The organism is Porphyromonas catoniae ATCC 51270 (genome assembly GCF_000565015.1).
Classification (GTDB): domain Bacteria; phylum Bacteroidota; class Bacteroidia; order Bacteroidales; family Porphyromonadaceae; genus Porphyromonas; species Porphyromonas catoniae.
The window spans coordinates 1-26,670 of sequence record NZ_JDFF01000016.1; the positions used below are offsets into that span (position 1 = coordinate 1).

Consider the following 26,670-nt stretch of genomic DNA (forward strand, 5'->3'; position numbering starts at 1 on the left):
GCCACAGCTATGCAGCGTCCCTTACTATTTATGTTTAATCACTAAAGTATTAAGATCAGTATGAAGAAAAATCTTTTCTTCCTCTTACTTATGGGGCTTATCTTCGCCTCTTGCTCGAAGGATATCGCAGAGCATGAGCAGAAGATACTTCCTGCAGGTACCAGGCTTCAGCTGAGTCTATCAGCGAGCATCCTTGATGACGCAGCTCAACAGGACAAGAACAATACCAAGGCCCTTGACTTTTATGTCGATACCAACAATAAGGTACGCGCTACCTTGAAGGGTAAGACATCCGTCAAAGTCAAGACCTATCTCTACAGTGACAATACGCTCATTTGGTCTGAAGATGTCGACTGGAAGGTTATAAATAACGGAGCCAGTCTTCACTTTGACAAGGAGAACATCGTCACATCTGCTCCCATGCAGGTCGGGAAGACGAAGCTCATTGCCATCCTCGCAACAGAGAACTCACCTCTTGCCGAGCCAACAGTCGATAGACAGTACAGCATTACAGCGATTGAACCATCCAATGACGGCAGCAACTCGGTATCAATTGATGTACCCTATGCAATGGAGAGCAATATCACGGTTACGACTGAGCGTGGCACGAATAAGGGTACCGCAGAGGCAAACCGAGTGTTCAAGCCTTACGGGAATATTCTGCACTTCACTATCGAGAATCCAACCAACGATAATGTAACTGTGACCGACCTGCTCATATCAGACTACAATACAAAATATACATTGAAGCCTGATGAACTAAGTCAAGGGGCAAAGAAGAAGGATGCAAATGACATCAGGGGGACAAGGCTTCTTCCGATATATCCCCGTATATCGATAGCGGCCAACAACACCAGTACTAAGCACCTCCTCTTATGGGTGGGTTCACTGCCAAGCACTCCAGTGGTTAGCCTCCAAGCAACAGGATCTCCCCGCTCACTAGGTTATTACGCCACTTATACTAACACAAAAGAGACCTACAATACGGGGAAGACGTACCATGCAAAGCTAAAAATCCGAGAGATCAAGAATCCTCTCTCCTATTTTGCAGATGGTTTTGTTGACAAACTATCGGGTGGTTTGCTCTCCATGTCCACCATTGCAAATAGAAATTATTCTCCTACAGTAGTAAGACAACTCGTCGGACGCTTCTCTACGAAGCAGCTACTAGGAGAGAGTGACTGGGGTGCAGAAAATGACATGTTTTATCCTGCGCGCTATGTCTATAGACCTATACGAGGCTATAGAGTACCCACAGAAGGAAACTTCCAATCTATTGGGCTGCATACAGAACCTCGGCACGGTGGGTTCTACCATGAAGTCGACTACAGTGGAGTTACCACGCCTTCCTATGAATACATGGAGTATATAAGTGTAGCTACAACAATTGGTGATTTCTACTCTTGGGGGGGGGCTTGGCAACACCTTTATGCAAAGATTCCATACCAAGGACTGGGATCTCCAGGTGACCCTTTGAGTCTAGAGATGCAGAGATTTGATATCACAAACTATGCCCTAGGCTACATCGAGTATAACCGCGATTGGGCGACGGGGACAATTACAAGGAAGTTCAATAAGGCTTTTGCCTTCCGCTATAAGTGGGATCACGCCCACAAATACCATCTCATCCAGTGTAAATTTGTCGGAACAGAGAATATTACATCCGTACAACAGCTAAAGGATCAGCCTGAGAGCTTCTGGAACCAAGGTAATGTGGAGAGGAGGGTGCTCCCTTGTATCACAACCAAGTACACAGACGGGATAGAGGACCCACATAATGGTCGACGCTATACGTACTCGGATGGGATTAAACCTCTCAACCTCTATAGCACTAGTAACCCCTTGATTTTCCCATCTGTTGTTCCACAAGAGGATTTAACTATTGTATGGGGATATGATAGCGGCTTCATAAAGGCGGCAGGCAGCGTGGCTTCTCCAGGCCAAGGGTCCATTTGGCCCTATAAGATAAATTACTAATCGATATAATGATGGAAAAGGGAATATATCAGCAGCCACTGGCTGAAGCTATACATATAGATCATCCTCTATCGATCCTCCTAGACTTCTCCTCTGAAGGGAACATCGGAGACTTCGAAGACGGAGGCGATCTCTAAACCTAGACCCTGGCTTATCATGAGGAGGTAGGGAGACCTCCCTCCTCGCCTAGGTCAAGCTATAACGATGGGATAGGTATCGTACCTACCATCCACTTCTAATAACACCTACTCGTTGGTAAGACAATAGCCAGCGAGTAGGTGTTTCTTATATCCCTTGACCTTCTAAAAATTACCCATGAGTAAATAGAGCAACCACAGCATGGGAGTCAGAGAAGGACAACGAATGAGTGAGTGAGGCACAACGAACAGACAAGAAAAACGCCAACGAGAGGACAAGAAATGTACCCTCTCGTTGGCGTTTTTCCCTAAGTAAGGCGTCCTCCTCGCTACAGCTCTAGGTCGGTGTAGAGGAGGGCATCGGGACGATGGTGGGCAATGTAGGCTGCTGGGTAGCCTTCTGCCTCGGGGGTGTTATTGAGGATAGCCTGTAAGGCCGGAGTCTTGCTCGCCCCTGTGACGTGAAAGAGCAAGGTCTTAGCAGCTAGGATCGTGGGGCCTGTCATGGCGATGCGCTTCTGCCCCTTGGGGCTTGTGCCCACAGCATAGGATTGCTCTGTAGTGAGGAGCTCTGGCTCATGGGGAAAGATCGAGGAGGTATGTCCATCCTCCCCTAGCCCTAGTAGCACGACGTCAAACACAGGGTACTGCCCATCAAAGGGTAGCTCTGCACCGACAAGCCAAGTATAGTCCTTCGCCTCACGCTCAGGGTCAGCCTCACCTTTGATACGATGTACTTGATCCTCGGGGATGGGGACATGATCAAGGAGCGTCTCTTTGGTCATCCCATAGTTACTCTCCGGGTCAGTAGGCGGTACACACCGCTCATCCACCCAGTAGAGATGTACCCTCTCCCAGCGCACAGCACTGCGTAGCGGTTCGTCAGCGAGGAGCTGGAAAAGTAGCCTCGGGGTACTACCACCTGAGAGGGCAATGTGTACCCATCCCTCCTGAGAGGGCTGTACGAAGGCTCGCTCAGCGACAGCTCGAGCAACCTCCTCGGGGGACTTATATATGTGTGGAATCATATCTGAGAGAATAGGGATTAGAGTTCACAATAGAGCTCGGAGTTCGTCAGGTTCTTACAGGGGTTCGTCCAGCTATGGTCACGCTCGATAATGAGGTCACTCTGCTTAGGCCCCCACGTACCTGCAGGATAGCCATAGAGAGGGAAGTCCTCCTCTTGCCAGAGGCGCAGGATGGGGTCAAAGAAACGCCAACTCATCTCTACCGCATCGCTACGGGTGAAGAGGGTCGAATCTCCCAACATGCAGTCCTCCAGAAGACGTGAATAGGCATCTCCCGAAGCTAAGCCACCGAGCTGGTCATAGGTAAAGTTCATTGCGACCTTCTTCACCTCAAAGCCTGAGCCTGGCACCTTAGCGGCGAACTTCAGAGAGATCCCCTCATCAGGCTGTATACGTATCACCAGTTGGTTGGGTACAGCCCCACCATCTATTGTGGTGAACATCTTATGGGGGGTAGGCTTGAAGTGTACGACAATCTCCGTCACCTTCGTAGGCATCATCTTCCCCGTACGGATATAGAAGGGTACGCCCTGCCACCTCCAGTTATCGATATAGAGCTTCATGGCGAGGAAGGTCTCCGTCCTACTATCGTGTGGGATCTTATCCTCCTCACGATAGGCACGATGATGCTCTCCTTTCCATTCACTCTCGGTGTACTGACCTCGGATGACACGCCTGCGTATCTCCTCGTCCGACATAGGTCGGAAGGATTGATAGACCTTCACCACCTCGTTGCGGAAGAGGTCTGCATTAAATTGCACGGGAGGCTCCATTGCCGTCAGAGCGACAAGCTGTGCTAGGTGATTCTGCACCATATCCCGTAGAGCACCCGTCTGATCATAGAAGCCTCCTCGAGACTCGATACCCATGTTTTCGACAGCAGTGATCTCTACACGCTCGATGTAGTTCCTATTCCATAGGGGCTCGAAGATACCATTGGCAAAACGCAATGCCATGATGTCCTGCACCGTCTCCTTCCCTAGGAAGTGGTCGATACGATACAGCTGGTCTTCGTGGAAGCCTGCTTGATAGATTTTATTGAGCTCTAGAGCGGAGTCGAGGTTATAGCCAAAGGGCTTCTCGATGACAATCCGCCGTAGCGCACCGTCTGCCCTGTTTAGCCCTACACTCATGAGGTGCTGTGGGACGACACCATAGAGAGAGGGGGGCGTGGAGAGGTAGTAGATATAGTTCCCTGGATTACGGATAAGCAGGTCTAGCTCCGAGAGACGTGTAGCGAGCTTCGGGTAATCGGAGGCGACCGCAGGGTCCATGGAGAGATAATGCACCGAGGAGAGGAACTGCTCCGAGAGCGAAGCATCATACTCACCCTCTGCCAGATACTTCCGTAGGGACTCGTCTAGATGAGGGCGATAACTCTCGTCGGTATAGTCCGTACGTCCGAGCCCTAGGACTGCGAAGCGGTCGGGGAGCTTCCCCTGCTTGAAGAGCTGGTAGAGCGAGGGTATGAGCTTACGCTTAGTCAAGTCCCCCGAGCCCCCAAAGATTACGAGGATAAGGCTCTCGGGGCGTGTCAGCTGTGGTGTCATCTGCATCGTGGGTCGGCCTCCTTATACATTATAGGTTGTGGAGGAGGTATCACTACCTCTACCTGTCCAGTTCTCATGGAAGAATACCCCACGAGGATGATCTACTCGCTCGAAGGTATGCGCCCCAAAGAAGTCTCGCTGTGCCTGAAGCATATTGGCAGGCAGACGCCGTGTGGTCAGCGAGAAGAAGTAGTTGAGTGCTGCCGAGAAGGCAGGTACAGAGCACTCTGAGGCTATAGCTGTGCCTACCATGCGAGCCCAATCAGCCTTAGCATCCTTGATCTCGTGCTGGAAGAACGGAGCCAGCAGGAGGTGCTGAAGGTCAGGCTGTGCTTCATAAGCCTCAGCGATGTCACTGAGGAAGGCCGAGCGGATGATGCACCCATTGCGCCAGATACGTGCGATGGAGGAGAGATCCAGAGACCATTTGTTTTCCTTGGAAGCCTCCTGGAGTAAAGCAAAGCCTTGGGCATAGGAGACAATCTTAGAGGCGTAGAGGCTGCGCTGTAAGGCGAGTGTATCCGCCTCGGTGAAGTCCAGTGTGCGCTGACTGCGCAGATATACGCTCGAGGCCTCCTGACGAAGCTCCACAGCTGCCGAGAGACTACGCTCATAGACTGCCGTTGCGATGAGGTTCAGAGGCTGACCATACTCTAGGGAGTTAATGACCGACCATTTACCTGTTCCCTTTTGCCCAGCAGCATCTAGGATCTTATCGATGAGGTATGAGCCATCGGGCTCACGATGACGCAAGATCTCCGCCGTAATCTCAATGAGGTAGCTCGAGAGCTTACCTTCATTCCACGAGGCAAAGATCTCTGCCATCTCGTCATTGGTCTTCCCTGCTACCGTGCAGAGGACGCCGTAGGCCTCGGCGATGAGCTGCATATCCCCGTACTCGATACCGTTATGCACCATCTTGACGAAGTGACCTGAGCCTCCAGCTCCGATCCACGCACAGCAGGGCATGCCATCCTCAGCCTTCGCTGCAATTCGAGTAAATATAGGCTCGATCAGTGGCCATGCTTCCCTGGCTCCCCCAGGCATAATAGCAGGGCCATTGAGTGCACCTTCTTCGCCACCCGAGATACCACACCCCACGAAGTACACCCCACGCTGACGCAGCTCAGCCTCTCTACGCTCAGAGTCCTGCCAGTTTGAGTTGCCCCCGTCGATGATGACATCACCCTCAGAGAGGAAGGGAAGCAGTGCCTCGATAACAAGATCTACAGGACGACCTGCACGGATCATCATCATGATCTTGCGTGGACGCTCTAGACTCTCTACGAAGTCTCTAAGCTCAGTGAAGCCTAGGAAATTCTTCCCTGCTCCACGACCAGACATGAAGTGCTCTACGACATGTGCCTCTGCTCCCTCGGCACGATTATATACGGATACTTGGAAGCCATTACGCTCCATATTCAGGGCGAGATTCTCACCCATGACAGCTAGGCCAATAAGCCCAATATTTGATTTCTTATTCATGCTATGATTATTCTTTATCTAAATACAGAGTATCCCGATGCCCCACCTCGCTCCTCTAGGCAAGCAATAGAGCGAGCAGAGCAAGGATAGCGGGTAGCCCCTGTTTGATGAGGATGCTACGGCTCGAGCGCAACGCACCATACGTAGCAGCCACAATGACACAAGAGAGGAAGAAGAGCTGTACACGGAAGCTCCACACAGGGTCGCTAATGAGTAGTCCCCAGAATAGACCTACAGCGAGGAAGCCATTGTATAGCCCTTGATTAGCTGCTAGCCCCTTGGTCTTCTCAAACAGCTCCTCGGACAATACTCCTCGGAAGATCTGCTTACCCTTAGTCGTCCACGCAAACATCTCGATCCAGAGGATATATAGGTGCTCCACAGCTACCAAGGCTACGAGCACACGAGCAATTATACTCATCTTTTTTGTTTGTCCTTTAGGGGATTGCTCCACCCTATCCTATCCATCGTAAGGTAGGGATAACCAATGAGAAAACACCCAAAAGCAAGAAATGGTTGCCCCGACCCCACCATAGCCTCCCTCTCCACCCCACGAGTGGGGTCCTCAAGAACCCTACCCGTGGGTATGCGATGGAACCCACTCGTGGGTCTCAAATGAACCCCACGAGTGGGTATAAAATCAATGAAAAACAACTCGTTACGAAGCCTCTTGCAGTTTCAAAAAACTTCTTACCTTTGCACTTGAAGGACAGGGGAAGGGCCCCTGCTCACACACCTATATATTTATTCATTTTTATGTCACTCAAATTTAAGATTGCCAAGCGTGTACTCACCCTTGGCAAGAGGCGTGGTCAAACCGCCTACTACGCTATTCAAGAAGAACACCCCCACACTACGTGGGCCGAAGTCGAAGAACGCATCTCGCAGAGCACGACAATCAGCCGTGCCGACCTGAGAGCCGTCACTGTGGCCTTGCACGACATCGTGTCACAGGAGATTCGTGCAGGTCGCTCTGTTGATCTTGCTGACCTCGGTAGCTTCAAGGCTGTTGCCTCTGGGAAGATGATGGACAAATTCTCCGACGTAACTCTAGAGTCACTGAGTCGTATCTGCGTCCGCTTCTATCCCAAGCATTCGATCCGAGACCTCCACAAGGCGATCCCGCTCGAACTACTGAGGGAGGAGCACCACCCTCGCCCCAAGAAGGGGAAGAAATCCAAGGGTACTCAGCCCGGAGGCTCACCCAACCCCTCCCCAGCACCTGGACATGGAGGTGGCGGTGGTGTAGGTATCTAGCCTAGAGCCTCCCCCAGCGTACTTAGTCAGCGTCCCCGATGGTCACTCTCGACCATCGGGGACACTTCCTTTTCCCCTCCACACCAATAAGCCCAGCAAGCAAACCTTCTAGTGAAATCACCTAGCTTCCCCCATACAGATCTAGTTATGGATAGCTGGACTTCGTGTCCATGATTGCCTTATGTTCGCTATCTTTGTGCATATTATCACAAGCAACAAGGTTTACAACGATATAAGCTCATACCTAGATGACCAAGCAGGAGCTCATCAAAGAACGCCGCAACTGGGACTGGCGAACAGAACTGAGGAAAGCGCACCCAAACAAGGAACGCATACAGCTTGATAAGACCGCCATGCCTGAGCTACCCATCCAGCAGCGGGTCACCTCATTCCACGAGGAGGTCGCTCTAGGCTACTCGATGGAAGAGGCCATGGCTGAGGCTCGTCGTTGCCTTGACTGTCCTAACCCAGGCTGTGTAGAGGGTTGCCCCGTGGGGATCCATATCCCTTCGTTCATTAAGCTCATAGAGAAGGGGCAGATGATTGACGCTGTGAACATCATCCGTGAGACAAGCTCTCTGCCCGCAGTCTGCGGACGTGTCTGCCCACAAGAGAAGCAGTGCGAGAGCCAGTGTATCTACACCCTTAGCCTAAAGAAGCAAGCTGTCTCCATCGGCAACCTCGAGCGGTACGTAGCTGACTACGAGCGTCTGCACCGAGATCGCTCCATCAAACCTCAGCGTGGCGATACACCACAACGAGGGAAAATAGCTGTCGTAGGGAGTGGTCCAGCAGGCTTATCCTTCGCCACCGATATGGCGAAGTGGGGCTACGACGTCACTGTCTATGAGGCTCAGGCAGAGCTGGGGGGTGTGCTGCGCTACGGGATACCAGAGTTCTGTCTACCCAACAGCATCATCGAGGACGAACTAGATAAGATGCGTGACCTAGGGGTACACTTTCAGACCAACACCACCGTAGGCAAGACGATCACCTATGAGGATCTAAAGAATTTGGGCATGGAGGGGATATTCATTGCTACAGGTGTGGGGGTAGCTAACTATATGAATATCCCAGGGGAAGACTTACAAGGCGTCTATACCGCAAGTGAATACCTTGCTAAGTATAACCTAATGACTCCCGAGGAGCTAGCAGCCGAATTACCTTCCCTAAGAGGAAAGCGCGTAGCAGTGATTGGAGGGGGGAATACCGCAATTGATGCTGTCCGTACAGCTATTCGCTTTGATGCCAAGGAGGCAATGATTGTCTATCGAAGGGGAGAAGATGAGATGCCTGCGCGTGCCGAGGAGGTACGACATGCACGAGAAGAAGGTACGCACTTCCTTACCTTACATAATCCCGTAGAATACTTAGGCAATGAGGAGGGCAAGGTCGTAGCTATGCGCCTTCAGCGTATGGAGCTAGGTGCCCCTGATGAGAGTGGGCGTCGCCGTCCAGTTGCCATCCCTGGAGATATTATCACTATGCCCGTAGATGAGGTGGTTGTCTGCATTGGTTACTCGGCAAGCACACTTCTCACGAAGTCCATGCCTGACCTCCAGGTGGATAAGTGGGGAAATATCATCGTAAACGAAGGGAAACAGACTTCCATCCCTGACGTGTACGCAGGTGGAGATATCGTACGTGGAGCTGCGACTGTCATCCTTGCGATGGGTGATGGACGACGAGCAGCCACAGCCATGCACCAACGCCTCACAGGTCGTATCGAAGAGGGCGCATTGGTATAGTATCCTTGGGACTAATCACACAGATTCCTAGCCGAGACTCCCCCCCCTTGTCAGATTCCATCCTTTGGTTGGATTTTATCCTCTAGCTAGTTTATCCTTCGACTAAATCTCATCCTCCTCCATGAGGTAGCCTACGGCCTCCCGTACATCTTCGTACTCGTAGCCTCGGTACAGCCCGTAGCGCATCAACCGATCCTTAACCTTCCGCTTCTCAAGTGATGGGGGGAGCGTGCGTAGCTTCTTTCGCAGCATTGTCTGCACTTGCTCCCTAGGAGAGCTGTGTTCCCCATCCTCCAACTCAGCCAAGGCTTCATCAATGTATCGAGAGGGGACGCGAAGGCGTCTCAGCTCATCCCTAAGGCGAAGTGGCCCCCAACCATTAAAGCGGTACTTATCTCGAACAAAGGCTACTGCAAACCGCCTTTCATCGACAAAGCCTTCAGCTTTTAGTTGCTCAACGATCTCCTTGGCTTCATCCCCTTCGATGCCCCAGCGTTGGAGCTTCCTCAGGAGCTCTAGCGGAGCATGCTCGCTCGTGGCACAGTAACTGGCTAACCTCGCTACTGCCTCCTTGGGTGTAAGTACCTTCTGTGTCATGCTCCGTGGTAAGTGATATGTAGGAAACGTTTCTTTCCGCTTAGGTCTTGAATCAGTTCGCCCTCTACTCGCTCTTCACCTATGATACTGAGCATGAGTCTAAGCGTATCCTCTGCATAGAGCGGATTGAGCTCCAACCAAAGGCTTCCCCCTCTCCTTAGATAGCCTTGCCCCAGCAAACGTGCCAAAGCCTCATAGTAAGCCAAGGGAGAAGATGCAGGGGCAAAGAGGGCAAGGTGTGGCTCATAGCGTAGGACGTTATCGGTCATCGCTTCAGCCTCTCGAGGGTGGATATAGGGCGGGTTACTGACAATCAAGTCTAGCGGTGTAGTCAGTATGGTCTGTCTCTCGACAAGGGAGAAGAGGTCTTCCTTCCACAAGGATACCACCTTCCCGGTACGCCCATAGAGCTCCTCGAAGTTTGCCTGAGCCACAGGGATGGCTTCACTAGAAACCTCCAGCGCAATGGCCTGCTTCACATCAGGCAGATGCTCGGCAAGGGCGTAAGCAATGCACCCACTCCCCGTACCCACATCTAGGAAACGGCTCCAACTACCTGCCTCAGGATGCTCCAAGATTAGTGCGACAAGCTCCTCTGTCTCGGGGCGAGGAATAAGAACCCCTGGTCTTACAAGAAGCTCTCTATCGAAGAAGCAGGCACGTCCTAGGATGTATTGCAGTGGTTCTCCTGCCTCTAACCTACTAAGTCGCTGCAGCAAGAACTCCCATTCCTCGGGGGATAAAAGTATATCTTTGCCCCAGCAAAGGAGTAGCTGTGTACGTGTCCAGCCCTTGACGTCCTCTAAGAGACGCCGGACAAGCTCGGTCACCTCTGCCCGATCGTAAGCCGCACCAAGGCGGTCATAGGCCACTTGCTCTAGCTGTTGGATTGTGTTCATTTACCTAGCAAATATAAGGATAAGAGATGATAGAAGGTGAAGAAATCTTCATGAGGAGAGCCCTCGAACTTGCCTCGCTTGGCCTCGGTACGACAAGCCCGAATCCTCAGGTCGGTGCCGTGCTTGTACACGAAGGCAAAATCATAGGTGAAGGCTATCACCGACACAGCGGTGAGGGACACGCAGAGGTATTGGCAGTGGCGAGCGTGAAGGAGCGTCACCTCTTACCCAAGAGTACGCTCTACGTAACACTAGAGCCGTGTGCACACTACGGCAAGACCCCACCCTGCGTAGAGCTTATCCTCAAGGAGCGTATACCTCGGGTAATCGTAGCCATGGAGGATCCCTTCCCGGCGGTATCGGGACGAGGTATCCAAAGGCTCCGTGAGGAAGGTGGCGTAGAAGTCCTCGTTGGGATGCTCGAGGAAGAAGCACGCAGACTCAATGCTCCCTTCATCACAGCACATACACTTCATCGCCCCTATGTTACCCTAAAGTGGGCGCAGAGTCTCGATGGCTACATCGATCGGGTACGCTCGAATCGTAGTGAGCGACCAGAGCTCTTTAGCTCCCCCTTACAGCAAAGGCTTGTCCATCGGGAGCGATTTGCCCACGATGCCATCCTCGTTGGCTACCGAACAGCCCTACTGGATGACCCTCTGCTCAACAACCGCCTTTGGTGGGGACGCTCTCCCCTGCGTGTCATCCTTGACCCCTACCTAGAGTTACCACACGACCTGCGCATCTTCTCTGATCGTACCGCTCCCACTCTCATCCTCTATCTTGCCTCTGAGGCTCGTGGGGAGGTCCCTCAGCAATGCCCTTCACACCTACGGTATCTTCCCCTCACTGGGAAACGTATCCATCCCCAAGCAATACTCTCCACTCTGCATCAGGAAGGGGTACAATCACTCCTCGTCGAAGGGGGCTCCACGACACTAGCACGCTTTCTCGAGGCAGAGCTCTACGACGATCTCCTCATTGAGGTATGTCCTCGTTCCCTTGGCAAGGGTATTCCTGCACCTCACCTACCACAACCACGCTAGGGTGGGATCCCCTCCTTCACCAAGCCCCAGGCCTTCCTCACACAAGGTCCTCCACATTACACCTCCTCCCTATTTTAAGGAGCACCCAGCTCTCACCTTCCTTCTCTTGGATAGGTAGGGGGCTGGTTCTTATTTTCTCCTTCCCCCATTCTTCCCTTCTACTCCCCTTGATTCTGCGTTTTCCCTGCAATACGCTCTATCCCGTTACCTTCTTACACTTGCCCATCTTCCCTCCGTATAGTTTTCCCCACAACCTCCTCAATCACCTATGATAGGTGGCGACATTCACCTATGATAGATGACACGAGCCACCTATCATAGGTGATTATAGAGACAGCCCCCACAAGTCAGTGAGGGTACTGGGTATGCGTTGGGGGCGTGCAAGAGGAGGATGAAAGGGTGTTTTCTAACAAAAGTGCAGGTATTTGCTGGGGCAAAAATCATTCTATATATTTGCTGATGAATTAAAGGCTTCTCGGAGCCACACACTCAAACTATAAGACCAATCAGTTATGAAATCCACTGAGATTTTGGCCTCACTTGAGGCGAAACACCCTGGAGAGAAGGAATTTCTTCAGGCTGTGAAGGAAGTACTTCTATCTGTAGAGGACGTCTACAACCAGCACCCAGAGTTCGAAAAGGCATCCATCATCGAGCGCCTCGTAGAGCCCGATCGTATCATTACCTTCCGAGTGCCTTGGATCGACGATGCAGGCAAGGTTCATGTAAACATTGGATACCGTGTGCAGTTTAATAACGCTATCGGCCCATACAAGGGTGGTATCCGCTTCCATCCATCAGTAAATCTCTCCATCCTGAAGTTCCTCGGCTTCGAGCAGACCTTCAAGAATGCTCTCACCACACTCCCCATGGGTGGTGGTAAGGGAGGTGCAGACTTCTCTCCTAAGGGTCGTAGCGATCGTGAGATCATGACCTTCTGTCAGAGCTTCATGCGTGAGCTATGGCGTTACATTGGCCCAGATACAGACGTCCCTGCAGGGGATATCGGTGTCGGTGGACGTGAAGTAGCGTACATGTATGGTCAGTACAAGCGTCTTGCCAACGAGCACACAGGTACGATGACAGGTAAGGGCTTCACCTTCGGTGGATCTCGTCTGCGCCCAGAGTCTACGGGCTTCGGTGCAGTCTACTTCGTACAGCACATCTGTAAGCAGCATGGCATTGACCTCAAGGGTAAGACGGTCGCAATCTCAGGATTTGGTAATGTAGCTTGGGGTGTAGCTCAGAAGGCTACCGAACTCGGAGCCAAGGTTGTCACAATCTCTGGTCCTGACGGCTATGTCTACGACCCAGACGGGATTAACACACCTGAGAAGTTCCAGGCAATGCTTGATCTTCGTTCCAGCGGTAACGACGTTGTATCTGACTACGCTAAGAAGTTCCCCAGTGCTCAGTTCTTCGCAGGTAAGAAGCCTTGGGAGCAGAAGGTAGACATCGCTATGCCTTGTGCTACGCAGAATGAAATGAACGAAGCAGATGCTAAGATGCTTCACGCTAATGGCGTCACTGTCGTAGCTGAAACCTCAAACATGGGTTGTACGGCAGAGGCTGCCGAGTACTTCGTTGCACAGAAGATGCTCTTCGCGCCAGGCAAGGCCGTTAATGCGGGTGGTGTAGCGACCTCTGGTCTTGAAATGACTCAGAATGCTATGCACCTCTCTTGGACAAACGAAGAAGTTGATGCTAAGCTTCACCAGATCATGAGTGATATCCACGAGCAGTGTGTAGCTCATGGTCGTGAAGGTGACTACATCAACTACGTCAAGGGCGCAAACATCGCAGGCTTCCTCAAGGTCGCTCAGGCGATGCTCGAACAAGGGGTCATCTAGGTTTACCGACTCTCTTCACTCAGTTTACTGAGTCTCTCTAATACCCATGGTCTTCTTCTCCTAGAGGGGAGGCTATGGGTATATTTCCTTGCAGTATATTAATATAAAGCATTATGATAAAGAAAATTACTTTCACCCTCATCCTCCTTCTATCCACCCTCAGCATCTCAGCCCAGCATCACTCCCAAATTGGTGCCTCAGGGCCTGTCTATCCGAGGTATTCAGGTACATTTGAACTTGGAATAGCTCAGACTCCTAACGAAGACCCCCGAATAGAGTTCCTTCCATCCTTTGGTGTCAAGCTCAACCCTTACTTCTACATAGGGGGAGGGGTAGGTCTAAATACCTACACCAATACGGGTGTAAAGGATGGCTCTGACCTCTGGACGCTCCCCATCTACGCTAACCTAAGAGCCTTCCTCCCTACGGGAACAGATTGGTTCACTCCATTCCTAGATATGAAACCCGGGTATGCCCTCGGTCTGAACTACACAGAGGTTAAGGGTCTTTATCTCTCACTCGCTGCAGGCTTCTCAATCAAGAAGGTCTCATTGAGCGTTGGCTATGGTCATCAGGCTGTTTCCACAGAATTCTTTGGGTCTAAAATCACAACAGGAGTCGGGGGCTTCTCTATGAAGCTTGGCATAGCTCTCTAGCTCTATCCCTCGAAGGACAAATAAAGGCGTCTGTGCGGAGCTCTGCACAGACGCCTTTATCATAGGGAGAGAAGGGCATATCTTACCACCTATACCGGTGTAATACATAAAGGATTGGAGAAGTAAACGTATCTTTGGGATGTTGTTCGATACAATATTAGTACGATCGTAGATGCTTCACCGAAATAGACTTTTCCCTGCCTTGGCTGGTGCTCTGCTCTTAATTCTTGGGGGTAGGCAAGCGAAGGCAATGAGCCTTCCAACCAGTGCTCAAGATAGCATTACACGCTATGAGGTACTGATTGACTCTAGCTTTATGGCTGGGAATCTTGGGGATTACCCTCGTGCAGAGAGCTACCTTCGGCAGGCTCTCCGCCTGGCTCCAAAGGGACAGCTGCAGGCGATGCTCCTCAATAACCTTGGGGGACTTCAGCTCTTACAGGGTAAGGACGATGCTGCACTATTGTCCTTTGGGGCAGCTCTAGAGCAAAGCCCTAGTGACCCTACGACTCGCTATAACCGTGCCCAACTCTTCGTCCGCAAGAAGAACTATAAGGCCGCCCTTACCGACCTATCTCTCCTCATCTCGGCTTACCCAAAGAATGAGCTCTATCACTACCAGCGTGCCATGGTCTACCTCCTCACGAAGGAATATGACCTTGCGGAGAATGACCTCCGAGCCATCATCGATGGTAATGGCGAGTCTCTGAAGGCACGTGTAGGCTTTGCTCTCCTAGAGACGATGCGGGGTAACTACAATGAGGCAGAGCGGCTCTACGCCTACCTAACCGATAAACTTCCTCGCAATGCCGAGGTCTACGAAGGGCGAGCCCGTATGTTCCTTGCTCGGGGAATGCGAGGCTTTGCTCAGCGTGACATCAACCTAGCCTTCGAGTATGCCAAGGGGGGGGTTCCTGCAACTCTCTACCGCCTGCGTGCCGAGCTTCACGAGAGTCTGGGCAATGAAAAGGAGGCAGAGGAAGACCGAAAGCAGGCGGAAGCATTGGAACGCAAAGCCATGATTCGTTAGTAGGAAAGCACTTTATCACAACAGAAAGATCCCATTCAATGGCCAAACAGATAAAAGCGATCAAATGCCCCCAGTGTGGCAGTACACAGGTCGACGGTACAGGCGAAGACCGCTACCGCTGTCGTAGTTGCTCAACAGAGTTCTGGCTCGACAGCGATGATATCACCATCCACCACAAGCATGAGTATGTGGGAATGCCGACCCCTACCATGGGAGAGGACTTTCTAAAAAAGCACAAGCGTTGGGTCTACCTCATATCAGCTGGCTTTGTGCTCCTGTTCTTCTTTGGTAGCACCCTCAGTAGTCTCTGCTCTAGGGAGACAATGGTAACGAGTAACGTGAGAGATGTACTCCCCTCCTCAAGTATCTATGATCGCTACCGATGGGATCTAGAGGGACTTTTTCCTTTCATAGACAGGAAGGGCAACCCCATCATCATGACTTGGGGAAAGCGAGAGCCTGTGGTAGGTAGATCCGAGAGCAAAGATGGATACTTTGCCCTCTCGGTAGATCCCGACACGAAGAAGATCGTTAAATCCCAGGCAATGCCCGAGGTGAAAGAGATTAAGAGTGCAGAGGCTCGTGAGCTCGCAGACGGGAGGTTGTACCTCATCATCAACAAGCAGAAGCTCTACGAAATCAATCGTACCACCTATGAGCTACGAGAGGTAACGCCTGCCGAGGACTTCCCTCAGATCGAAGAGCTATCTAAAGGGATTGCCGAAATCGATTTTTACAGTGCAGATGAAGAGGGACTATCCCTGATGACCAACCTCGGGAAGAAGTACGTCCTCTACCCCATCATCGGTAAGCTCTACAGCGACAAAACGGTATGGCAGCAGTTCTCTATCACTCCACCTAGTGCGTCTACCTATACCGCATTCACCTTCTCCAGCAACGATAGGATTGACTATCCAGACGAACTGATTCAGCTCGTCAAGTATCAGTACCGCTGGCAGGTAGGTTATCCTCAAGATGAACCACGCTTTGGCTGGCAAAAGGACTACGGGGGCTCAGGGATCTTCACCGACAGATCTCCTTACAAGAAGGTCTTCGTCCTAGATTGGACACGAGAGCGCTCACGCCTCGTCTCTTACCAGGACTTTACACCTGATGCTTATTACTTCTCCCCTAAGGTCCTACACTACGATGCAGAGCAGGTGCTTATCGCCTTCCGTCCAACCATTGCCTCAGATTCCCCCTATACTTATCAGTGCCTAGACGCACGGACGGCTGAAGTGAAGTGGACGCTCCAAGAAGAGGCAAGCTCCGGGAGTCGCTTGTCAGTATCACGAGCTCTTCGCTATAAAGGTGGATACCTCCTCACTGGGTATAGGGACTGCAAGAAGATTACACCAAGCGGTAAAGTCGCCTATGAGCTCAAGGTCTATGACCTCATTAATGGCGAAGAAAACAACTGAATAGATAATCCATAAAGAACGTATATGGGACTCTTCAATATCTTTAAAGGACAGCTTGCACAGGTCATCCAGTGGGATGGTGCAGATAGTAATACACTTTGGTATCGCTTCCCCTCTCCTCTCGACGAAATCAAGGATGCAAGCAAACTAATCATAGCCCCAGGACAGGGAGCCCTCCTCGTCTACGAAGGCAAGGTAGCTGATGTCCTAATGGACGAAGGATCATATCTACTGAAGACGGATAACCACCCCTTCATCACCACACTCGTTCGCCTCAGACAAGGCTTCGAGAGTGAGCACAAGCTACAGATCTACTTCTTCCGCACGACACACATCACGAATGTCTACTGGGGAACAGCTACTCCAATCAAGTTTGTAGACAGCATCTACAAGATGCCCGTGGAGCTAGGCCTACACGGTACCTACTCCTTCCGTGTCGCAGAGGCCGAGCATTTCTTCAAGCACTTCATCGGTGCAGGTCGGGGCTATGACCTAGAGTCACTACGTCAGATATTCATCGAACGCACCTATCAGGAGACTGCAGCCATCATCCATGAGCATCAGTACCCCTATGTAGAGCTAGACGCCCATCTTGTGGATCTAGCACAAGGGCTACGTACCCGTATCTCCTCCGTCTTCACAGAGCTGGGACTTGAGCTGACTGACGTTCGGGTAAGTGGCACACAGTTCGATGAAGAGACGAGGAACCGTATCGCTCGTGTATCCGATATCACAGCAGACACTCGTGCTGCACAAGAAGCAGGGCTTAGCTATGAAGAGATGCAGCGACTACAAGCCCTGCGTGACGCAGCTCGTAACGAAGGAGGTCTAGCGGGAGCAGGCGTACAGATGGGAGTAGGTCTAGAGCTCGGCAGGAAGATTACCGATAGCTCGCATTCCTCAACATCTAGCGAAGACGCTCCAAGCCTAGAGCGACTACGTAAACTCAAGCTCCTCCTCGACGAGGGAGTTATCTCCGAGGAAGACTATAACAAGAAGAAACAAGAGCTACTCGATACGCTCTAGTATATACTCTCTAAAGGTCAACTCACGATGAAATATGTATTCGGTAGCATCATCACGCTACTCCTCCTCATAGTCGTTCTCTACTATACCCTCGGCATGTGGGGCGTAGAGCTCCCTATTACATCCAATGATCTAGGCAAGATTGTCATCACTGGATTCATTCTCCTCGTTACAATTGTACTGCTGAAGGTCTTGCTCCCCTTCTTCTTTGGGAACGCAAGGCGTAAGCACTATGACCCAGACAAGGGAAACGTAGCTAAGCCTAAGCTCTAGTTGCTGCCCTTATCCTTCCTTTCCTAGGATCTATCCATGCCCTTAGAGCCCTTCTTATCTTCCGTCGCTCGGCATTACTTTGATGAGCGAGGGGCAGATATTGCTTCGCTCTGCTTTGTCTTCCCCTCGAAGCGATCCCTAACCTTCTTTCGTCACTACCTAAGTGAACTCGCCTCGGACACCCCAATCTTTGCTCCGAGGATGCTCACCATATCTCAGCTCATTGAGGAGCTCTATCCCCAGCTCAAGATCTTAGATAAAACCGCTCTCCTCTTCGAGCTCTATGAGGCATACCGAGAGGTACGAGCTGAGCAAGATAAGCAAGGGACAGCAGGAGAAACAGGGGGGGCTGGGGAGCAAGTAGAGAGCTTCGATGACTTCATCTATTGGGGTAATATTATCCTACAAGACTTCGACACCTGCGACCGATACCTTGTCAATATACGCCATCTGTACAACAACCTCGGGGATTTCAAGGAGCTAGCTGATGACTTTAGCCACCTCACTCAGGAGATGCGTGAGAGCATCCAAAGCTTCTGGGGCAGCATACCAAGTCTAGGAGATAGACACAAAGACTTGGAGGATGGACATAAGCAACGATTTCTATCGTTCTGGAGAACTTTAGGGCCTCTGTATGAAGCCTTCAATAAGCGTATTTCTGAGAAGAACTATACCTATGAGGGGCATCTCTACCGCCTAATCGCTGAGCACCTAAATGACGTAGTTAATCGTCTGAGCAAGGGGACATATTTTGTTTTTGTAGGCCTCTTTGACATTTCTCCCCCTGAGTATCAGCTCTTCACTCTACTTCGGGGAGAGGGTATCGCAGAGTTCTGCTGGGACAAGGCGGTAAAGATTGTCCAAGACAAACAGCACCCTGCACACGAACTCCTGGAGGATCTCATTAAGTCCTTTGGGCAGGTCAAAGGCCCGTGGGATGATAGCTCTGCTCCGTGCCTCCCTGAGTCTGTCAAGGTCATACATGCAGCTAGCCTCATGGCTCAGGTAAAGGGTCTCCCCATCCTCCTCGAGCAAGCAGAGGTATCCCAAGCCAATGACCATCCCACCACTGCCATTATCCTCCCCGATGAGGGACTGCTGCTCCCTACTGCCAGCTCCATCCCAGAGGACTTTCAGCACATCAATATATCCCTAGGCTACCCTCTTAATCGGACCCCTATCGCACTCCTGCTAAAACGCTGGATCAAGCTTTTAGAGTTTGTATCTCGACGCTCGGACGAAACCACTCTCCCCTCAGATCAACTCCTTGGGCTACTCAGTGAGCGACTCATCTCGGACTATACTCCAGAGGCAAGCGAACTCATCAAGGCTATACGAGGACGTAAACGCTTCTTCTACCCAAGGGAAGAGCTACTCAGCGCATGCAAGCCGACCCCCCTCATCCACCTTCTTTTCTCCAGTATCCCCTCTGGCTCCACCCTTCTGGATCGTATACAAGAAGTGCTAGAGTACCTTGCCACGGCAGAAGACAATCTGCCCAGCCTCAGGACAGAGGAAAGGCAAGAAGAAGTAAGGGACAACACAGAAGAGGAAAAGGAACGTCTCTCTGACTTTGACCTAGAGTTCATCTACCACTACCTCCGGCTTGTCAAGAGACTAAAGGGACTTCCATCACCCTACATCCAGAGTCTTCATCTCTCTACCCTAGGGCATCTCTTAGAGGAGATGGTCAGCACCGTAACCATTCCCTTCGAGGGCGACCCTTTGCGAGGGATACAAGTTATGGGACTATTAGAGACACGCTCCCTTCACCTAGAGAACATGATTTACCTCTCGGCACAAGAGGGGGTACTTCCACCTAGCAAGTATAAGTCTACACTCATACCCTTCACACTTCGCCGTGGCTTTGGGCTACCCATCGGGGGGACAGATGATATCGGGCAAGACTACACCTTTTTCCAGAGCATCTCACGGGCCAAGCACCTCATCTTTGTTGTTGCCCCTGCCGATGCCCAGCGTGCTGGAGGGGAGGAGAGTCGCTACATTAACCTCCTACGCTATGTCTATGGTGTACACATAGAGACCCAGACACTGCAGCTCACAAGTGAACGGCAGGCATTCGGTGCTATCTCAAAGCCCAAGGACGAAGAGGTGAGACGCCACCTCCAAGAATACCTTACTCCGGGTGGACGGACGCTCTCCCCAAGCAGTCTGATTACCTACCTCAGCTGTCCTCTTCGTTTCTACTACGAGTCAATCAAGGGTCTTCGGGAAGAGCAAGATCCAACAATTCTCCTACAGAGTAACGACTTCGGTACCATCCTGCATGACACGATGCAGGCAATCTATGCCGAGCTTGGCGAAAGTAAGATCTCGAAGGAAATGCTCTCTGGTATCCTCGATGATCGAAATAAGATTAGCAATATTATCCAAGCTAAGTATCGAGAGCTCTTCAAGCTAGACAAAGGCAAAAAGCCCCTAAGCGGACTAGCCCTTATCTATTGCCAGATGGTAGAGACCTACGCACGCAGTATCCTCACCTTCGACAAAGAGCTTACCCCCTTCTTCTATTGGGAGAGTGAGCAGGAGCATACGGCCACCTTCCAGATCAAAGATGGACAAGTCGTACACTTCAAGGGCAAGATTGACCGAGTAGATGAGGTTCATGGTCGTATACGTGTTGTGGACTATAAGACAGGGAAGGCATCACTCAGGCTCGAGGAATGGGATATGCTCCGAAAATCGGATAATAAGGCTATCCTACAGACGCTCCTCTACTGTGCTTTCCTCAGCCAAGCAAAAGGATCATCCACAGACCACAATGACCAATGTATCTCCAACCGACTCTATCCAGCAATTTATCAGCTCAAGAGTAAGGGGGGACTTATGACCTCAAATGACTCCTTCGATCCGCTTGTTAAGCTTCCCTTCGAGGGAGGAAAGTCTACAGCCCAACCATACTCAGAGGTAGAAGAGGTATTTCAAGCCTTCATGACTGAAGTCCTTACCGAGCTCTTTGATTTTGAGAAGCCTTTTGAGCAGACGACTGATAATGACGCCTGTCGCTACTGTCCCTTTGCCCTTAGCTGTGGTCGGTCACTAAAACGATCATAAATCTAACCCTCTATCAGCCTTAATATCCAGGCTAAGAAACCAGGCTGTCTTAGTCATGTACATTCCTAATCGTGAGAAAATATGTTGCTCATGGATAGACCTTTTATGGAGGTTATATAGGAAAAAGACAGGTGTAAAATAGGAGTGTAGCTGCTTTTGCTTGTCATAATCCTCTTCCAGCGATAGGATAGTACAGCTTGATAACACCTATTCTCATTATCTTTGCTGGGGTAGGACAGGCTCATACAGTCCCATCAAGCACCATCGGATAAATATGAAGCATTTAGTTTCGATCAATCAACTATCAGCAGAGCAAATCATCCGCATACTGGATCGCGCTGCACTCTTTGAAAAGAACCCAAACCAAAGACTGCTCGAAGGGAAGGTCGTAGCTACCCTATTCTTTGAGCCTTCGACACGAACTCGCCTTAGCTTTGAGACAGCTGTCAATCGCCTCAGTGGACGTGTGATTGGCTTCTCAGACGCCGCTACCTCCAGTTCCTCTAAGGGTGAATCCCTTAAAGATACGATCTCAATGGTCGCCAACTATGCCGATGTCATCGTCATGCGCCACTTCCTAGAGGGTGCAGCCCTCTATGCTTCGGAGCTTGATCGTGTACCGATTGTGAATGCTGGGGACGGAGCAAATCAGCATCCTTCGCAAACCCTACTTGACCTCTACTCTATACGTAAGACACAGGGACAACTTGAGGGACGAACGATTGCCCTAGTGGGAGACCTGAAGTATGGACGCACAGTCCATTCACTGATTGTAGGGATGGCACACTTTTGCCCTCGCTTCATCTTCGTCTCACCACCCGAGCTACGCATGCCAGAGGAATGTAAAGACTTCTGCAGACAGCATGATATTCCCTTCACAGAGACCTCTGACTTCTCCCCCGAAGTTATCCAGGGTGTAGATATACTCTACATGACACGAGTACAGCGAGAGCGGTTCGTGGATCTAGAGGAGTATGAGCGAGTGAAGAATGTCTACGTATTAAACCGCGAGATGCTCACGGGTTGTAGGGATAATCTTCGTATCCTACATCCTCTACCTCGTGTGGGAGAGATTGCTCTAGACGTAGACGATACCCCACAAGCCTACTACATACAGCAAGCACAGAATGGGCTATACACTCGCCAGTCCATCCTTTGTGAAGTCCTTGGCATCGAGCCTTAACTAACGACTAGAACAGACCCTAAATAAGCGAAAGAGACATGAGCAAGGATAAGATGCTCGTCGAAGCAATACGCGATGGGATCGTGCTGGATCACATCCCCTCGGATAAGCTCTTTAAGATCGTGGCACTCCTTCACCTCGAGGAGCTCACAACCCCAGTCACAATCGGGAATAACCTACAGAGCGTACGCCACCAGCGTAAGGGGATTATCAAGATGGCAGATCACTTCTTCTCCCCCAAAGATGTAGATAAGATTGCCCTACTTGCCCCCGAGGTACATCTGAACGTCATACGGGACTACCAGGTGGTAGAGAAGCGAAAGGTTACACTCCCTGTGGAGGTACGTGGGCTCGTTCGTTGTCCCAACCCGAAGTGTATCACCAATGCAGAGCCCATGCAGACCTTCTTTCACGTCAGAGTCGTAGAGGGAGGGAAAGGCATGCTAGAGTGTCATTACTGCGGACGAAAGACAAAGGCCGAAGAGGCAGAGCTATTATGAGAGTAGATTGGAAGCCCGGCACACTCATCTACCCTCTACCTGCTGTGCTGATTAGCTGTGGCACCATGGAGGAGGGAGGAGCGAATATACTCACTGCATCATGGGTCAGCACGGTCTGTACCAATCCTCCGATGTGTGTCGTGGGTATCCGTCCAGAGCGTCATTCCCACAGCCTCATCATGGATCAGGGATCTTTTGGCATCAATCTCTCGACGGTCTCTATGGCACGTGAGACAGACTGGTGTGGTGTGGTCTCAGGGCGGAAGGAAAATAAGTTCAGAGCATGTGGTTTCACCAAGGAAGCTGGGACGGTACTTGGGACACCCTTGATTGCAGAATCTCCCATCAGCCTAGAGTGTAAGGTACGTGAAGTAACGAAGCTAGGTAGTCATGATATGTTCCTAGCAGACATCGTAGGGGTGAGAGCAGACGAAGCATACATTGACGCAGAGACAGGGGCATTTGATATGCAGCGTGCAGGGCTACTGGTTTACGCCCATGGAGAGTACTTCAGCCTAGGGGAGTATATCGGTCACTTCGGTTGGTCGGTGCGGAAGAAGAAGACCAAACGGAGGTGACAGCTTATGGGTTTAGCTATCGAGTGAGGGTGCATGCCCGAGCGACAGACAGGTTGTCTTTTTGGGTAAAAAGGGCAACATTGATACATAGAAAGGATGATACGACCAAGAGGAAAGTATTATCCATCCTCGAATAATTCCACAATCACATATAATAATTGATGACGGACGTTCTCGAAGTCTATCCGAAGAACTTTGCCGAGAAGATTGGCTACACTGAGCTACGGAATCAGCTCCTACAGCACTGTGCCTCTCCTCTTGGTCGTGAGGTGATGTTGGCTCTCGAAGCCAGCAGGGACTATGGTGAGATTACTCGAGCACTGGGGGAGACTCATGAGATGCTCTCCATCCTCAGCTCCAGTGAAGTGCTCCCCTCGCTTGCACTAGTAGACTGCCGTGAGGCACTACAGCGTATTCGTCCACTAGGCACATACGTTGAGGAGGAAGAGCTTATAGAGCTCCTTCGGATGCTGGAGACACTCCATGCACTACACCACTTTTTCCTCGAGGAGCAGAGCGAAGGCTCGCGAAGTGACGAGAGCTTGGTGTACCGCTATCCATACCTAAGTAAAGTTGTTCAGGGAAGCTCAACCTTCCCCAAGATTGAAGCACACCTACGCTCGCTCCTAACCGATGACGGGAAGCTAAGAGACAACGCCTCGAGGGAGCTCCTCAGCATACGCACCACACTGAGAGACACGGAGCGTAGCCTCTCGGGGTTGCTCCAGCGCATCCTCCAGGGGGCACAGCGGGAGGGCTGGGTAGAGCGTGATGTACAACCTGCCTTGAGAGATGGGCGGTTGGTTATCCCGATGAGCCCCATGCACAAGCGGAAGATCCGAGGCATCGTACATGACGAGTCTGCTACGGGCAAGACCGTCTATGTAGAGCCTGTTGAGCTCGTAGAGGCAAATAACCGCATCCGAGAGCTGGAGGGGGAAGAACGCCGTGAGGTGATACGTATCCTCACCGAGGTCTCTAATCGACTCCGACCAAATATCCAGCACCTCCTCAGTTCTTATGCCACACTGGCACACCTCGACTTCACCCTAGCTAAGGCTCGCTGGGCAAGGGAGGTTGATGGCATCTGTCCCACCTTCTCCCCAGAGGCTGAGGTCGAATGGTATGGGGCGAAGCATCCCTTACTCCTACGCAGTCTGCGTGCTCAGGGCCGAAGTGTCGTCCCCTTAGACATCCGTCTTGAGGCTCCAGAGGCACGCCTGCTACTCATCTCGGGTCCCAACGCAGGGGGTAAATCTGTTTGTCTCAAGACCGTTGGTCTACTCCAGTACTTGGTCCAGTGTGGCATACCCGTACCCATGCAGGAGCATTCACGCATGGGGCTATTCGACAAGCTCTACATCGATATAGGCGATGAGCAGTCAATCGAAGATGACCTCAGCACATATAGCTCTCACCTAAGGAACATGAAGCAATTCGTGCGTGGCTGTGATGGACGTAGCCTGCTCCTCATCGATGAGTTTGGTGGAGGTACGGAGCCTACTATTGGGGGTGCAATCGCACAGGCATTACTACACCAATTCAATGAGCAGGGAGCTTTTGGGGTCATCACCACACACTATCAGAACCTGAAGACCTACGCCGAGGAGCATACCGGACTTATCAATGGTGCCATGCTCTATGACCGTCATGAGATGCGTCCACTCTTCCGCCTCTCCATCGGACGACCAGGTAGCTCCTTCGCCATCGAGATAGCACGCAAGATTGGGCTACCTGAGGAGATCCTCGATGAGGTCACCGAGCAGGTTGGTTCGGACTATGTAGCTATGGACAAATACCTACAGGACATCATCCGTGATAAACGCTATTGGGAGGGGAAACGCCAGACAATACGTAGGGATGAGAAGCTACTGCAAGAGGCCACTGACCGCTACTCCGAGGAACTCTCTGCTCTAAAGGCACAGCGCAAAAAGATCCTAGAGGATGCTAGGCGTGAGGCACAGACCCTAATAAAAGAAGCAAGTGGACGCATTGAGCGCACCATCCGAGAGATCCGTGAAGCCGAGGCAGAGCGAGACCAGACACGTCTCATCCGACAGCGTCTCACGGACTTTGGTGAAAGCCTTACAGAGGAGGAGCAGGAGGAGCAACTAGCTCAAGCCAAGAAAGCTCAGCGTGAGGTAGAGCGCATCCTAGCCAGACGCTCTCGGCAAAAGGAACGGAAGGCACAGGGTAAACCCTCAGTCTCACTTACTCCCAAGCAGACAGAGGACACCCCGCCCCCTACACAGCACGGAGAGCTCCAGGTGGGTAGTGTCGTACGCATCGATGGGCAGAAGGCCCTTGGGACCATCCTATCACTCACTGAGCGAGAAGCCGTTATTGCCCTCGGGGCATTGAAGACCACCATCCCCCGCTCTCGCCTACACCTAGCCTCCGAGGCAGAGGCACGTAGGCACGAGCGAAAGAGCCAGCCAGAGGTCGCAGTACGATCTACGCAGATCATCGATCAGATTCATCAGAAGCGACTCAACTTCCGCCAAGAGATTGATGTGAGGGGCTTCCGCGCTAACGAGGCGGTGGATGCCGTAGCATACTTCGTCGATGAGGCGCTACAGCTGGGCGTTGCTCAGGTGCGTGTACTGCATGGTACAGGTACAGGAGCATTGCGCGAATCCATACGTAGCTATCTCTCCGGAGTCTCTGGAGTACGTGACTTCTATGACGAGGATGTCCGCTTCGGGGGAGCTGGTATCACGGTCATTGAGATGAACTAAGGGTAGAAGCTACTCCCTTAGGCAAGGGCTAAGGGAGTCCTCCATCGACTACATCCCCCCTCTTAAACTATCCACTGAAGCCCACGAGTAGGTCTAAAAAGAGACCCACTCGTGGGTTGTTTATAAAGAGCATGCAAGGGTCTCCAGTGAACCCCATGCATGGGTTCTCTTGGGAGTGCATACGTGGGTTTCAGAGAAGAGTCATAACAGCTCTCTACGGAGCGATCATACGGGATGAGACCATTGCGCAAGCCCACCTCTTTACAGCTTCCACCTTCTTGCCTCGAAAATCGGGGTCTTTAGGCTGAGGAGTGGGATGCCTGTCTCTCCCCCTTGCCCCCTCTCGGGAGGATGATCCTCCCGAGAGGGGGCTTTTCTGGGCTATTTGATGCTTTGGAGTACAAGAAGCCTGGGCATACGCTTCAGATTGTATGCCATAGCTTCCAAGATATTCTGTGTATGCGTTCGCTCAAGCCCTCGGTAACGACATCGCCCTCCTGAAAACCACCTTCGGATACTCCCAAAGGTACGCTCGATGAAACAGCGCATTTTGCTGATGGCGTTATTCAGCTCACGTTGTCGCTCTGTGAGCTTCATCCCCTTCTGCACTTTGAGC

General features: G+C 51.4%; 23 protein-coding genes. 16 read left to right on the forward strand and 7 right to left on the reverse strand.

The features are described from left to right. Positions 1-60 precede the first annotated feature (60 nt). Positions 61-1,977: a hypothetical protein gene (locus tag HMPREF0636_RS04625; RefSeq protein ID WP_044168826.1), complete on the forward strand. Its 1,917-nt coding sequence runs from the start codon at positions 61-63 to the stop codon at positions 1,975-1,977. An 8-nt stretch (positions 1,978-1,985) separates the two neighbouring features. Next, positions 1,986-2,114: a hypothetical protein gene (locus HMPREF0636_RS08550; protein ID WP_282705268.1), complete on the forward strand. Its 129-nt coding sequence runs from the start codon at positions 1,986-1,988 to the stop codon at positions 2,112-2,114. Positions 2,115-2,443: 329 nt separating this feature from the next. Here HMPREF0636_RS08550 and pgl read toward each other — a convergent pair whose 3' ends face one another. From pgl to HMPREF0636_RS04645, 4 genes are read right to left on the reverse strand one after another with little or no spacing between them, the layout of a single operon-like run. Then, positions 2,444-3,142 (reverse strand): 6-phosphogluconolactonase, encoded by a 699-nt coding sequence (gene pgl, locus HMPREF0636_RS04630; RefSeq protein ID WP_044168828.1) that lies wholly within the window; start codon positions 3,140-3,142, stop codon positions 2,444-2,446. 17 nt (positions 3,143-3,159) lie between these two features. Continuing rightward, entirely contained in the window at positions 3,160-4,698 is a 1,539-nt protein-coding gene (gene zwf / locus HMPREF0636_RS04635; protein WP_211235762.1) for a glucose-6-phosphate dehydrogenase, read from the reverse strand. A gap of 15 nt (positions 4,699-4,713) precedes the next feature. Further along, on the reverse strand, positions 4,714-6,177 hold the full coding sequence (gene gnd / locus HMPREF0636_RS04640; protein WP_044168830.1) for a decarboxylating NADP(+)-dependent phosphogluconate dehydrogenase: 1,464 nt from the start codon (positions 6,175-6,177) through the stop codon (positions 4,714-4,716). A gap of 55 nt (positions 6,178-6,232) precedes the next feature. After that, a complete protein-coding gene (locus HMPREF0636_RS04645) occupies positions 6,233-6,598 on the reverse strand; it encodes a DUF1304 domain-containing protein (protein ID WP_044168832.1) in 366 nt (121 codons plus the stop codon). 335 nt (positions 6,599-6,933) lie between these two features. On the opposite strand from HMPREF0636_RS04645, the gene HMPREF0636_RS04650 reads away from it, so the two are divergent. Together HMPREF0636_RS04650 and gltA are read left to right on the forward strand one after the other, a co-directional pair. Continuing rightward, positions 6,934-7,434: an HU family DNA-binding protein gene (locus HMPREF0636_RS04650; RefSeq protein WP_052309374.1), complete on the forward strand. Its 501-nt coding sequence runs from the start codon at positions 6,934-6,936 to the stop codon at positions 7,432-7,434. A 248-nt stretch (positions 7,435-7,682) separates the two neighbouring features. Beyond that, complete coding sequence (gene gltA, locus HMPREF0636_RS04655; RefSeq protein ID WP_044168834.1) at positions 7,683-9,182, forward strand: NADPH-dependent glutamate synthase; 1,500 nt, start codon at positions 7,683-7,685, stop codon at positions 9,180-9,182. Positions 9,183-9,284: 102 nt separating this feature from the next. Here gltA and HMPREF0636_RS04660 read toward each other — a convergent pair whose 3' ends face one another. Both HMPREF0636_RS04660 and HMPREF0636_RS04665 read right to left on the reverse strand, forming a co-directional pair. Beyond that, a complete protein-coding gene (locus tag HMPREF0636_RS04660; RefSeq protein ID WP_044168836.1) occupies positions 9,285-9,779 on the reverse strand; it encodes a regulatory protein RecX in 495 nt (164 codons plus the stop codon). After that, positions 9,776-10,678, reverse strand: coding sequence for a N5-glutamine methyltransferase family protein (locus HMPREF0636_RS04665; protein WP_044168838.1), 903 nt, complete (start codon positions 10,676-10,678; stop codon positions 9,776-9,778). Before HMPREF0636_RS04665 ends, HMPREF0636_RS04660 begins: the two co-directional genes overlap by 4 nt. Before the next feature lie 26 nt (positions 10,679-10,704). On the opposite strand from HMPREF0636_RS04665, the gene ribD reads away from it, so the two are divergent. The 12 genes from ribD (at position 10,705) to HMPREF0636_RS04725 (ending at position 26,054) form a co-directional block, all read left to right on the forward strand. After that, positions 10,705-11,724, forward strand: a complete 1,020-nt coding sequence (gene ribD, locus HMPREF0636_RS04670) for a bifunctional diaminohydroxyphosphoribosylaminopyrimidine deaminase/5-amino-6-(5-phosphoribosylamino)uracil reductase RibD (protein ID WP_044168839.1) — start codon at positions 10,705-10,707, stop codon at positions 11,722-11,724. Positions 11,725-12,236: 512 nt separating this feature from the next. Beyond that, positions 12,237-13,574, forward strand: a complete 1,338-nt coding sequence (gene gdhA, locus HMPREF0636_RS04675; protein ID WP_044168840.1) for an NADP-specific glutamate dehydrogenase — start codon at positions 12,237-12,239, stop codon at positions 13,572-13,574. Between the two features lie 113 nt (positions 13,575-13,687). Next, positions 13,688-14,230 (forward strand): hypothetical protein, encoded by a 543-nt coding sequence (locus HMPREF0636_RS04680; protein WP_044168841.1) that lies wholly within the window; start codon positions 13,688-13,690, stop codon positions 14,228-14,230. A 172-nt stretch (positions 14,231-14,402) separates the two neighbouring features. Beyond that, positions 14,403-15,260, forward strand: coding sequence for a tetratricopeptide repeat protein (locus HMPREF0636_RS04685; RefSeq protein ID WP_052328753.1), 858 nt, complete (start codon positions 14,403-14,405; stop codon positions 15,258-15,260). A gap of 38 nt (positions 15,261-15,298) precedes the next feature. Beyond that, complete coding sequence (locus HMPREF0636_RS04690) at positions 15,299-16,681, forward strand: hypothetical protein (protein ID WP_044168844.1); 1,383 nt, start codon at positions 15,299-15,301, stop codon at positions 16,679-16,681. Between the two features lie 24 nt (positions 16,682-16,705). Next, the gene (locus tag HMPREF0636_RS04695; protein ID WP_044168845.1) at positions 16,706-17,707 is read left to right on the forward strand and encodes an SPFH domain-containing protein; all 1,002 of its coding nucleotides are present in this window, start codon (positions 16,706-16,708) and stop codon (positions 17,705-17,707) included. Positions 17,708-17,734: 27 nt separating this feature from the next. After that, entirely contained in the window at positions 17,735-17,980 is a 246-nt protein-coding gene (locus HMPREF0636_RS04700; RefSeq protein ID WP_044168848.1) for a hypothetical protein, read from the forward strand. Between the two features lie 36 nt (positions 17,981-18,016). Further along, positions 18,017-21,055, forward strand: a complete 3,039-nt coding sequence (locus tag HMPREF0636_RS04705) for a PD-(D/E)XK nuclease family protein (protein WP_044168850.1) — start codon at positions 18,017-18,019, stop codon at positions 21,053-21,055. A 268-nt stretch (positions 21,056-21,323) separates the two neighbouring features. Next, on the forward strand, positions 21,324-22,238 hold the full coding sequence (gene pyrB / locus HMPREF0636_RS04710; RefSeq protein ID WP_211235764.1) for an aspartate carbamoyltransferase: 915 nt from the start codon (positions 21,324-21,326) through the stop codon (positions 22,236-22,238). Between the two features lie 38 nt (positions 22,239-22,276). Beyond that, positions 22,277-22,738 carry an aspartate carbamoyltransferase regulatory subunit gene (locus HMPREF0636_RS04715; protein ID WP_044168852.1) on the forward strand — a complete coding sequence of 154 codons (462 nt, stop codon included), beginning with the start codon at positions 22,277-22,279 and terminating at the stop codon, positions 22,736-22,738. Then, positions 22,735-23,316 carry a flavin reductase family protein gene (locus HMPREF0636_RS04720; protein ID WP_044168853.1) on the forward strand — a complete coding sequence of 194 codons (582 nt, stop codon included), beginning with the start codon at positions 22,735-22,737 and terminating at the stop codon, positions 23,314-23,316. Before HMPREF0636_RS04715 ends, HMPREF0636_RS04720 begins: the two co-directional genes overlap by 4 nt. A 161-nt stretch (positions 23,317-23,477) precedes the next feature. Next, positions 23,478-26,054 (forward strand): endonuclease MutS2, encoded by a 2,577-nt coding sequence (locus HMPREF0636_RS04725; protein ID WP_044168854.1) that lies wholly within the window; start codon positions 23,478-23,480, stop codon positions 26,052-26,054. Positions 26,055-26,435: 381 nt separating this feature from the next. Here HMPREF0636_RS04725 and HMPREF0636_RS04730 read toward each other — a convergent pair. Further along, positions 26,436-26,670 (reverse strand): transposase (locus HMPREF0636_RS04730; protein ID WP_044168855.1); only part of this gene is annotated, 235 nt, incomplete at its 5' end.